This window comes from Pseudomonas sp. RC10-4-2, assembly GCF_050433085.1.
Taxonomy (GTDB): Bacteria; Pseudomonadota; Gammaproteobacteria; order Pseudomonadales; family Pseudomonadaceae; genus Pseudomonas; species Pseudomonas aeruginosa.
Genome location: NZ_JBNPXX010000001.1, coordinates 1,643,604 through 1,655,135 on the forward strand (window position 1 = coordinate 1,643,604; position 11,532 = coordinate 1,655,135).

Here is an 11,532-nt window from a genome sequence, read left to right on the forward strand (position 1 = left end):
AGAACGCAACCGGATTCCTTAGGAGAACAGGATGAAATTCAGTGAAAAGTGGCTGCGGAGCTGGGCAAATCCGCAGGTTTCCCATGACGAGCTGGTCGCTCGCCTGTCCATGGTCGGCCTCGAGGTCGACGCCGACCTGCCGGTCGCCGGCGCCTTCAGCGGCGTGGTGGTCGGCGAGGTGCTCTCGACCGAACAGCATCCGGACGCCGACAAGCTGCGCGTCTGCCAGGTCAGCAACGGCAGCGAGACCTTCCAGGTCGTCTGCGGCGCGCCCAACGTGCGCGCGGGCCTGAAGATTCCCTTCGCCATGATCGGCGCCGAACTGCCGGGCGACTTCAAGATCAAGAAAGCCAAGCTGCGTGGCGTCGAGTCCTTCGGCATGCTCTGCTCGGCCAAGGAATTGCAGATCAGCGAAGAGAACGCCGGTCTGCTCGAGCTGCCGGCCGACGCGCCGGTCGGCCAGGACGTCCGCACCTACCTGGAGCTGGACGACTACACCATCGAGGTCGGCCTGACCCCGAACCGCGGTGACTGCCTGTCGCTCGCCGGCCTGGCCCGCGAAGTCAGCGCCATCTACGACGTACCGCTGGCGCCGGTGGCGGTGGATGCGGTCGCCGCGCAGCACGACGAGACCCGTCCGGTCGAACTCGACGCGCCGGCCGCCTGCCCGCGCTATCTCGGACGGGTGATCCGCAACGTCGACCTGAGCCGGCCGACCCCGTTGTGGATGGTCGAGCGCCTGCGCCGTTCCGACATTCGCAGTATCGACCCGGTGGTCGACGTCACCAACTACGTGATGATCGAACTGGGCCAGCCGATGCATGCCTTCGACCTTGCCGAGATCAACGGCGGCGTGCGCGTGCGCATGGCCGAGGACGGCGAGAAGCTGGTCCTGCTCGACGGCCAGGAAATCACCCTGCGCGCCGACACCCTGGTGATCGCCGACCACCAGCGCGCCCTGGCCATCGCCGGGGTGATGGGCGGCGAGCACAGCGGCGTCAGCGACAGCACTCGCGACCTGTTCCTCGAAGCCGCGTTCTTCGACACCATCGCCCTGGCCGGCAAGGCCCGCTCCTATGGCCTGCACACCGACTCCTCGCATCGCTTCGAGCGCGGCGTCGACAGCCAGTTGGCGCGCAAGGCCATGGAGCGCGCGACGCGCCTGATCCTCGACATCGTCGGCGGTGAACCGGGGCCGATCGTCGAGCAGGTCAGCGAAGCGCACCTGCCGAAGGTCGCGCCGATCACCCTGCGCGCCGAGCGCGTGACCCAGATGCTCGGCATGCCGCTGGACGCCGCCGAGATCGTGCGCCTGCTGCAAGCCCTGGAGCTGACGGTGGTAGCCGATGGGGAAGGGCAGTGGTCGGTCGGCGTACCGAGCCATCGCTTCGACATTTCCCTGGAAGTCGACCTGATCGAGGAACTGGCCCGTCTCTACGGATACAATCGCCTGCCGGTGCGCTACCCGCAGGCGCGCCTGGCGCCGAACAACAAGCCGGAAGCGCGCGCCGCGCTGCCGCTGCTGCGGCGCCTGCTGGTCGCCCGCGGCTACCAGGAAGCGATCACCTTCAGCTTCATCGATCCGGCCCTGTTCGAACTGTTCGATCCGGGCACCCAGCCGCTGACCCTGGCCAACCCGATCTCCGCCGACATGGCGGCGATGCGTTCCAGCCTCTGGCCGGGCCTGGTCAAGGCGCTGCAGCACAACCTCAACCGCCAGCAGTCGCGGGTCCGCCTGTTCGAAAGCGGCCTGCGCTTCGTCGGTCAACTGGAAGGCCTGAAGCAGGAAGCCATGCTCGCCGGCGCCATCTGCGGCAAGCGCCTGCCGGAAGGCTGGGCCAACGGTCGTGACGGCGTGGACTTCTTCGACGCCAAGGCCGATGTCGAGGCAGTGCTGGCCAGTGCCGGCGCCCTCGGCGACTTCAGCTTCGTGCCCGGTGAGCACCCGGCGCTGCACCCGGGGCAGACCGCGCGCATCGAGCGGGACGGGCGGCTGGTCGGCTACCTGGGCGCGCTGCATCCGGAACTGGCGAAGAAACTCGACCTCGAGCAGCCGGTGTTCCTCTTCGAGCTGCTGTTGGCCGAAGTGGTCGACGGCCACCTGCCGAAGTTCCGCGAGCTGTCGCGCTTCCCCGAAGTGCGCCGCGACCTGGCGCTGCTGGTGGACCAGGACGTGCCGGCGCAAGACATCCTGACACAAATCCGTGCGGCGGCCGGCGAATGGCTGACGGACCTCAGGCTGTTTGATGTGTATCACGGTAAAGGCATTGATCCGCATAGAAAAAGCCTTGCCGTCGGCTTGACCTGGCAGCATCCATCGCGCACTCTTAATGACGATGAAGTCAATAGCACGACGCAGAACATCGTCACGTCGTTGGAAGAAAGGTTCAATGCCACGTTAAGGAAATAGCGTATGGGGGCTCTGACGAAAGCTGAAATTGCGGAACGTCTGTACGAAGAGCTGGGCCTGAACAAACGGGAAGCCAAGGAGTTGGTGGAGCTGTTCTTCGAAGAGATCCGCCAGGCGCTGGAGCACAACGAGCAGGTCAAGCTGTCCGGTTTCGGCAACTTCGACCTGCGCGACAAGCGCCAGCGCCCCGGACGCAACCCGAAGACCGGCGAAGAAATCCCGATCACGGCCCGCCGCGTTGTCACCTTTCGTCCAGGGCAGAAACTGAAGGCCAGGGTTGAGGCATATGCTGGAACCAAGTCATAACGACGAGCTGCCACCGATTCCCGGCAAGCGCTACTTCACCATCGGCGAAGTCAGCGACTTGTGCGCGGTCAAGCCCCACGTGCTGCGCTACTGGGAGCAGGAGTTCCCGCAGCTCAACCCGGTGAAGCGCCGCGGAAACCGCCGCTATTATCAGCGCCAGGACGTGCTGATGATCCGCCAGATCCGCGCGCTCCTCTACGACCAGGGCTTCACCATCGGCGGGGCGCGCCAGCGCCTCTCCGGCGACGAGGCCAAGGACGACGTCACCCAATACAAGCAGCTCATCCGCCAGATGATCGCCGAGCTGGAGGAAGTCCTGCTGGTCCTGAAAAAGTGACGGAAGCAAAAAAAACTTCCACTTATCAGAAGCTTAGTATATAGTGCGGCTCACTTCGGAAGCACAGCCACTGAGCTTGGAAGTACAGTCGGGGCGTAGCGCAGCCTGGTAGCGCACTTGCATGGGGTGCAAGGGGTCGAGTGTTCGAATCACTCCGTCCCGACCAAAAAACCCTAGAAAATCCAACCACTTAGCGGTGGTTGGATTTTTTTATGCCCGCTGATTTTTCGGCGTCGCCGAGAAAATGGCTTTCTGGTTGCCAATTGGTTGCCAATTGAGATTGACTAGGCTGTACAGGCTCCCGGCAGATCTGCAGGTGTTCTGGGGCTGTCTCTACCTGATCGAGGGGGCGCTTTCCGGAGAGCGCCAGCATCGCAGCCCATGTGTGCTTGCCGATGCTTTCGGAGTAGGTGTGCCATTAGAGCTATAACCGAGCGGTATAGCGGAATATGATAAGTAGTTCGAATTTTGCAGATGTGTGAGTGTCGCCCACGTCAGCCGATTAACAAGGATGGCCATTGATGGACAAACTCTGGAAGCAGATCACCCCATCCGATTACGCATGGGAACGGGAAGCACTGGAGTTTGCCAGGCAATTGCTCCCTGACCACGATCCTTATCGTGCTTGGGCCAACTTCGAGTTCATTGCTCAGGATGGCTCCATCAACGAAGTTGATCTCATGGTGTTGACGCCCAAGGGCATGTACGTCATTGAGATCAAGTCCCACCCCGGCGTGATTCGGGGTGATGCTGCCAACTGGGTTTGGGAAAGGCCTTTGCCCAAAGGTGGGCAGAAGATCTTCGACAATCCCCGTTTGCTTGCTCGTCGCAAAGCGCAAAAGCTGGCGTCCCTGCTGAAGTTGCAGCCTTCATTTCATCGAAGCAAGGAAACCGTGCCTTTTATTGATGCTTTGGTGTTCCTCTCTGCAGAGGACCTGGTTATCAAGCTAGAAGGTAATGCGCGCCAAGGTGTGGTCAATCGGCAAGAGCTGCTCCGCGAAATCACCCAAATCGATGAAAACTGGAGGCATCGGCAGATTACTGCGTATGCAGCCAAAGTCATCTCGCGCGCGGTAGAAGAGGCAGGCATTAAAGAGTCCGTGCGCATGCGTCGTGTGGGCAGCTATGAGCTTCAGAGCCTGCTCGACGAGTCCGATACCTATCAGGATTGGCTGGCATTGCACCCGGATCTTGGGCTGCAGCGCAAGGTTCGCATTTATCTGACCCAGGGTAAGCCACTGGAAGAGGTCTCTCGGCTCGAAAAAGCGGCCAAGCTTGAGTTCCGCCTGCTTGAGGGTATTGAGCATCCAGGAATTCTGCGAGCGCACGAATTTCAGCAGCATGACAGCGGCCCTGCACTGGTCTATGAGCACGATCCTAAGGCATTTCGTCTTGACCATCTTCTCATGCATCTGGGTAAGGATCGGCGCCTGGATACCGTTCAGGCCACCTACCTGCTTCGTCTCATTGCCGAGGCGGTGCAGTACGCGCATGGGCAAAAGCTTTATCACCGTGGCCTGAGTCCTCAGTGCATCTGGGTCAAGCCTCTGGGCGATGAGAAGTACAGTGTCAAAATCAGCAACTGGGCCACTGCCGAGCGGATATTCGAGAGTGAGTCGCGCAACATCAGCGCGCTAACCCGCCTGAGCAACCTTGTGCATGAAGAGGCCGGGCCTTATGTCGCCCTGGAAGCGCACACTGGCGCTGCAGACGGCGTGCACTTGGATGTGTTCTCCCTGGGGGCGATCGCCTATCACTTATTTACCGGCAAGAAGCCCGCGCAAACCGACATCGAGTTACTGGACAAGCTTCGCCGAGGCAGTGGCCTGCAGGTTACTGATGAGATCAACGGTGCAAGCGAGGCTATGCAGTACCTGGTGCAGTATGCCACGCACCCTGATGTCGGCAGCCGGTTGGAATCGGTCAGTGAGTTCATCAAACGGCTGGATGACCTAGAAGATGAGGTTAGTCAGCCGAACACGCTTCGAACTAACCCAACTGAAGCCCGCAAAGGGGACCTCCTGCCTGGAGGCTTCCAGGTTATTCAGCCGCTTGGCAAAGGTGCGTGCTCAGTCGTATTCCTGGTCGATTACCAGGGGCAGTCTCGCGTTCTGAAGATCGCTTCGACACCTGACCACAATAGCCGTCTTACGAAAGAGGGCGAGGTGCTGGCCAGGTTGCGTCACCAGGCCATTGTTCCTTACTACAAAACCCTGGATATCGTTGGCCATACCGCTCTGCTACTCGACTACGCGACCGAGGGCACCCTGGCACAGCGCCTCCGCCATGTCGGCGCTGTGCAGCTGGAGCTGCTTGAGCGCTTCGGTGACGACTTGCTCAGTGCGGTTGTGCATCTAGAAGACCGGGCGTTGGTGCATCGTGATATCAAGCCAGAGAACATCGGCTTGGTGATGCAAGGCAGCGTTCTTCACCTCATGCTTTTTGACTTCTCCCTGTCCAGTGTCGGTGCTGACAATATCAGTGCTGGCACTCTGGCCTACATGGATCCGTTCATCCGTGATCCTGGCCGCCGTCGTTGGGACGACCATGCCGAGCGATTCTCTGTTGCGCTGACCCTTTACGAGATGGCCGCAGGCGCGTTGCCCGGGTGGACTGCCTCTGAAGGGCTGCCGCATCAGCTCGAAGGTGAGCTGGAGGTCGACCGAACCGTCTTCGATCCGAGCATTCGCGACCGCATGGTTGAGTTCTTCAAGCGAGCCTTGGTTCGTGATGTGCGCAAGCGCTTTGCCAGTGCCGGCGAGATGCTGCGTGAGTGGCGCAAGACGTTCCATGATGCGCGCACTGAGTCTCTGCACACGACCCAGCAGCCACAGGAGCGTACGTGCCCCATCAGCGAGGCTCAGTTGGATACGCAGATCGGTCTGTTGGCTCTGAGCCCACAAGCGCTGGATACCCTCAGTCGCCGGAATATCAATAGCGTTGCTGACCTCATCAAGCTGAATCGCTCCCGTGTTCGCGTTTGGACTGGGGTGGGGGTAAAGACCCGTAATGAGCTATCAGATGTCATCGGTCAGCTTCAGGCGCGCCTTCTGGACGGTCAGCAAGTTCAGCAATTGGATAGTGGTGACACCAGCATTGTCAGTGTCGACCGACTGTTCCAGCAGGTTCTGCCGAAGTCCACTGATCAGACTCGGTTGAGCTTTCTTAACGAATACCTGGGGCGATTGGACGAGGATGCGCCAAAGGGCTCTCACAACGTTCATTGGCCTACGCCGGCAGCCATCAGCGGCCACCTCGGCATTGAGACTCTGCTGGTGCGTGAACTGGTCGACAAGGTTCTGACCCAGTGGGGCAAGACCAAAGCGATTACGGATTTGAGAGAGGACATTGTTGGCCTGTTGGACGACAACGGCGGCGTGATGACAGCGGTCGAAGTGGCTGACGCAATCCTGCTTCGTCGCGGCTCGGTACAAGACAGCCCACTGCGTGAGCGCTGGGCCTATGCCGTTGTGCGGGCAGCCGTAGAAACGGAATTGAGTAAGCAGGAGCCTCGTTGGCTTTTGCGTCGCTCCGGTAACCGCTTCCTGATTGCCGATAATCGTCAGGGGCGAGGGGAGGAACTGGCCGATTATGCTTGCGATCTTGGCAGCCTGGCAGATGAGTGTGCGCGCCAGCTGCCACTGCTTGCTCCCGTTCGTACGCTGGAGAAGATCCGCGCTGTGCCAGCGCCAGAATCATTTGCAGGTCTGAGTAACCATCGGCTTCTGCGTTTGGCTGCGGCTGCATCCGAGAGTGCAGCACTATCCAGCCGTGTGGAATTTTATCCGCGAGGGATGCCCGCCAAGCTTGCTTTGGAGTTGGCCCAGGGCGCGCTATTGGGCAGCAAGGCGCTTACTGTCAAAGATATTCAGACCCGCGTAGCCGGCCGCTATCCCGCAGCACAGGAGCTACCAGGCCGTCCTGAGCTGGATGAGTTGGTGCGCGCCCTGGATATCGGTTTCCAGTGGAATGGCAGCTTTGAGTTTGCCAACGGCGATAGGGGTGGTTACTGCCTGCCAAGCGCAGGGATGACCAGCTTCGCATCAGCCGGTTCTACTCACTACAGTCCGACTCAACAAGGCGAAGACGACACCTCCACACTCAAGTCGGTTAAAGAACTGGGTTTGATGCTGGAGAAGGCAGTGACTGCCTCCCACTTCCTCGCGCTAACCGTCCGGCCGCGTCAGTGGTGGCAAGCGCAGGAAAAACTCTGCCGAGACTATCCGTTTAAGCGCATCAGCTTTGATGAACTGCTACTTCGCCATGTACAGGCTGTATGCGCCAGTATGCCCAAAGCGCCGGATTGGCAAGTGGTGCTCAAGGCAGACGCCTGTGAGCACAGTTCACGCGATTGGCAGAACCTGCAGCGCCTGGTGCAGCGCACGTTACCGGCCATGGCTGAGGAGATCCTGCAGGCCGGTCAACCAGTGCTTTTGACAGAGCCAGGGCTGCTGGCGCGCTATGAGCTGGTGACAACATGGCTGAATGACCTGCGCCAACAGTTGATGAATGTTAGTGGTCGCAGCGGCATTGCGTTGCCTGGGTTGGTTCTGCTCATCGCCGTCGATGCGCAGCGTTCCGCGGCGATGATCGATGACGTATTGGTGCCTACAGGCGCCGGTAGCAAAGAGTTTGCTCATATTCCCAGTAGCTGGCTGGACGATTCCCAGTCACTACCTCAGGCAGTCAAAACCACTGCCTAATAAAAATTGATAGCAGACCCAGTGCCTTCAGGTAATGGGCCACATGCATAAGGATTTACCTGTGATTAACCGTGCCGATCTGCTGAAAAACCTGCAGTCCCTGTTACCGCATATTGAGAAGGACATCCTCGCCTACAGCGAGTCCAACGCGGAGCTCAGTGAACATTTGCAGAGCGAATATCGCGCGGCGGTTGAGGCTGAACGCACCGCCGAGCACTTCGTTTCCTGGCGTGAAGCGCAAATAACCCAGGCCGCAGTGGCCTGGGTATTGACCTGTGTGTTTGTGCGTTTTCTTGAAGACAACGGCTTACTGAACGAGCCAGTGTTGGCTGGCCCGGTGAGTGATGCGCAGGGGCGAAATGCCTTGCAGCAGGCTAAAGAGCGCATGGTGGCTTACTTCAACGAAAACCCGACCTTTGAAGAGCGCCACTACCTGCTCGATCTATTCGCGGAACTGGAAAAATATCCGGTGATCGCGGAGCTCTTGGATCATCGCCATAACCCCCTCTGGCAGATTCCGGTTTCGGCTGATGGTGCCAAACGTCTGATTGACTTCTTCCAGAAGATCGATGCAGACAGCGGTGAGATCGTCCACGACTTTACCGACCGAGAATGGGATACCCGCTTCCTTGGCGACCTCTACCAGGATCTTTCTGAATCCGTGCGTAAGCGTTATGCGCTGCTGCAAACCCCGGAATTTGTTGAGAGCTTTATTCTCGACTACACCCTGGAGCCGGCGATTCAGACTTTCGGTCTGCCGGGGCTGCGCCTAATCGATCCTACATGCGGTTCAGGGCACTTTCTGCTGACGACCTTTGAGCGGGTGTTCAATCAGTGGTTGAAGCGCGAGCCTGGCACCAACGCCCGTGAATTGGCGCAGCGAGCATTGGACGTAGTGCATGGTACAGATATCAACCCCTATGCCATTGCCATTTGCCGATTCCGTTTGTTGATTGCTGCAATGAAGGCAGCAGGCAGCATCAAGATCAAAGATGCACCCAGCTTTCATTTCAACCTGGCATGTGGTGATTCACTATTGCATGGCCGTCGATTTGAGTGGCAGGGGCAGGGTATCCAGGGTGGATTGCTGGATGAGGGAAATAAGCACGTTTATGAGGTGGAAGATCCCGCGAGACTCGAAAAAATTCTCGGGCAGCGTTACCACGTCGTAGTGGGTAATCCACCTTATATTGTCGTCCGCGATAAGTCTTTGAATCAGGCTTATCGAGATAGATATCAAACTTGTAAAGGCAAGTACTCATTAGGTGTTCCGTTTACGGAGCGTTTTTTTGATTTGACAGTTGTTGCGGACAGTAGTCGACCTGCTGGCTTCGTGGGAATGATAACTGCCAATAGCTTCATGAAGAGATTGTTTGGTCGAGAGTTGGTCGAAAAATACCTGCACCGGAAAGATGTGACGCACGTTATTGATAGTGCCGGTGCTTACATACCGGGTCATGGTACGCCAACTGTAATTCTTTTCGCGCGCAATCGTGCCCCTGGCGCTGAGCATGTACGTACGGTTATGGGTAAGAGAGGGGAGCCTGCTACCCCGGTTGATGCGTCCCAGGGAGAGGTGTGGTGTTCTATTACCGATATGGTAAATACGCCGGGCCAAGAAAATGATTATGTCAGTGTGGCTGATCTTGATAGGTCTTTGTTTTGTGTGCACCCATGGAGTATTGGTGGCGGTGGTGCTGGTGAGCTAAAGGCGCTACTTGATGAAACTCACAGTCAGCGCTTAGGTGTGGTCGCTAACAATATTGGGATTGCAGCTGTCACACTTGAAGATGAAGCTTTTTCTTTTTCAAGGCATGTAATTGAGCGTTTCGTTGGAGATCAGGCTGAGTTTGTTACGATGGTGGATGCGGACTCCATTCGTGATTGGGCAGATTTCTCTAAGAATTTGGCTATATTCCCATATAGGGGAAAAGATCTGAAGGTGGTTGTGCCTTCTTCTGTTAGGAGATTTCTTTGGCCTATCAGGACCAATCTCAATAACAGGGTTTGGTTCCGTAAGAGTCAGGCTGAGCGTGGTTTAGATTGGTGTGAGTATGGTCATATCTCAAGGGATAACTATTCTTTTGACTTGGCGATCTCATATCCTGAGGTTGCAAGTCATAATCACTTTTATCTAAGCCAATGTCGTAAAGTCTATCAGCAGACGTCGCCGTTAATTACTCTTGGTAAAAAAGCAGTTAAGGATGACTACTATTCTCTGCTGGGTATTCTCAATAGCTCTTTGGTATGTTTCTGGATGAAGCAAGTGAGCCAACAGAAGCAGATGACTGGCGGTGACGGTGTTCGTGTTGAGTCAAGGGCCAAGGTTCCTTATCAGTTCTCGAGCACGTCCTTAAAGAAGCTGCCTATACCTGAAATATTTGAGAGGCCCGAATTTAGAAGGACTGTTTCTAGCCTGGCTGCCCAGGCAGATGAAGCGGCAAACCGAATTTTGCAGCTTTCTGCGGATCAAGTTTTAGCTCGGGCGCTTGAGCAGGGGCTTGACCTTGAACATTCCTGGCTTGATGCACAGACAGAGAGGAATAAGCTCAACAGTAGGCTTGTCCTTATACAGGAGGAGTTGGACTGGTGCTCTTATTATGCCTATGGACTATGCGACTACTCACTGCTGGCTGATATTCAGGCTTGGTTTGATTCTGATATTAAAGCTGGTGAGAGGCCTTTTGAGATACTCGCAGGAGTAAGTGAGGAAGGTTTTTCTGTTCCAAATAGTATTCCCCATAATTGGCCAGAAGAGATGCAAAGCAAATGGAGGCAACGGATAGATGCCATCCATACAAATCAGTGGGTTCGTGTTATCGAGGATTCGCATTACAAGCGGCGCTGGATTGGTCGTCAAGGATTATTTAACCATGTGGCAAAAAATGATGAAATAAAAACGGCATGTAAAAATTGGATGCTGGAGCGACTTGAGCATTCTTGTAAAGTGAGTGAACTAAAAACGTGCGCTCAATTGGCTGATGTCATTCGGGCTGACGAAAATGTGGCTCGTGTTGCTAATTTTTGCTATGGCGAATTTTTTGATCTGCAATCGATTGTCGCTGATTTAGTAGATGCTGAGCATGTGCCGCAAATGGCTGTGGTGCGTTTGAAAACAGTCGCAATGGATAAGTTCAGGGCATGGCAGGAGGTATGGGAGAAGCAACGTCTGGAGGATGCGATTGATGTTAAATATCGAGTTGATCAGCCGCTGCCTGAGGAAGACGCCCTGATTTCTGAAGAAAAAGCTAAATACGACCTGGCTTTAGCGCAAGCAAAGCTAGAGAAGACTGAGCGAGTAGGTGACATTCCTTTACCTCCGCAATACAAGTCCACTGATTTCCGTAAGCCCAGTTATTGGCCGCTGCGCGGCAAACTGGATGTCCCTAAAGAGCGCTTCTTCTCATTACCTGGCTGTGAAAAAGACGGCGATACCACACTTGTCATCGGTTGGGCCGGTTTGAACCACTTGCAACGTGCCCAGGCGATTGCAGCTTGGTACCTGGATCGCAAAGAAGGTGAGGGCTGGGAAACTGAGCGACTTATGCCCATGCTGGTTGCGCTGGATGAGTTGATCCCCTGGTTGAAACAATGGCACAACGAGGTGGATCCAGAGTTCGGCGAGCGCATGGGGGATTACTACGAGGCTTTCCTGCTCGAAGAACTGCGAAATCTGGAAATTACGCGGGTCGACCTTTTGAGCTGGCAGCCGGCAGCTGTAGCTGGAAAGCGTGGCGGTCGCAAAAAGAAAGTGGCCGAGCAGAACTGATTCTGGG

At 56.6% G+C, this 11,532-nt stretch carries 5 protein-coding genes and 1 tRNA gene; all 6 read left to right on the forward strand.

The genetic code is table 11. From position 1 onward, the window contains the following. The first annotated feature begins 31 nt into the window (after positions 1-31). The 6 genes from pheT to pglX all read left to right on the forward strand — a co-directional run bounded on the left by pheT (position 32) and on the right by pglX (position 11,525). Complete coding sequence (gene pheT, locus FHW81_RS07895; RefSeq protein ID WP_017001390.1) at positions 32-2,410, forward strand: phenylalanine--tRNA ligase subunit beta; 2,379 nt, start codon at positions 32-34, stop codon at positions 2,408-2,410. 3 nt (positions 2,411-2,413) lie between these two features. Continuing rightward, a complete protein-coding gene (gene ihfA, locus FHW81_RS07900; RefSeq protein ID WP_003090661.1) occupies positions 2,414-2,716 on the forward strand; it encodes an integration host factor subunit alpha in 303 nt (100 codons plus the stop codon). Continuing rightward, a complete protein-coding gene (locus tag FHW81_RS07905; protein WP_003090655.1) occupies positions 2,697-3,053 on the forward strand; it encodes a MerR family transcriptional regulator in 357 nt (118 codons plus the stop codon). Before ihfA ends, FHW81_RS07905 begins: the two co-directional genes overlap by 20 nt. 89 nt (positions 3,054-3,142) lie before the next feature. Continuing rightward, positions 3,143-3,219: transfer RNA gene (locus FHW81_RS07910), tRNA-Pro, on the forward strand. A 355-nt stretch (positions 3,220-3,574) separates the two neighbouring features. After that, on the forward strand, positions 3,575-7,756 hold the full coding sequence (pglW, locus tag FHW81_RS07915) for a BREX system serine/threonine kinase PglW (RefSeq protein ID WP_070870398.1): 4,182 nt from the start codon (positions 3,575-3,577) through the stop codon (positions 7,754-7,756). Between the two features lie 43 nt (positions 7,757-7,799). Then, positions 7,800-11,525, forward strand: a complete 3,726-nt coding sequence (gene pglX / locus FHW81_RS07920; protein ID WP_164521975.1) for a BREX-2 system adenine-specific DNA-methyltransferase PglX — start codon at positions 7,800-7,802, stop codon at positions 11,523-11,525. Positions 11,526-11,532 lie beyond the last annotated feature (7 nt).

What these genes read in the sequence shown, in the direction of transcription:
- FHW81_RS07905 (WP_003090655.1), top strand. Translation starts at nt 2,697, where the DNA reads ATGCTGGAACCAAGTCATAACGACGAGCTGCCACCGATTCCCGGCAAG.
- pheT (WP_017001390.1), top strand. Translation starts at nt 32, where the DNA reads ATGAAATTCAGTGAAAAGTGGCTGCGGAGCTGGGCAAATCCGCAGGTT.
- ihfA (WP_003090661.1), top strand. Translation starts at nt 2,414, where the DNA reads ATGGGGGCTCTGACGAAAGCTGAAATTGCGGAACGTCTGTACGAAGAG.
- pglX (WP_164521975.1), top strand. Translation starts at nt 7,800, where the DNA reads ATGCATAAGGATTTACCTGTGATTAACCGTGCCGATCTGCTGAAAAAC.
- pglW (WP_070870398.1), top strand. Translation starts at nt 3,575, where the DNA reads ATGGACAAACTCTGGAAGCAGATCACCCCATCCGATTACGCATGGGAA.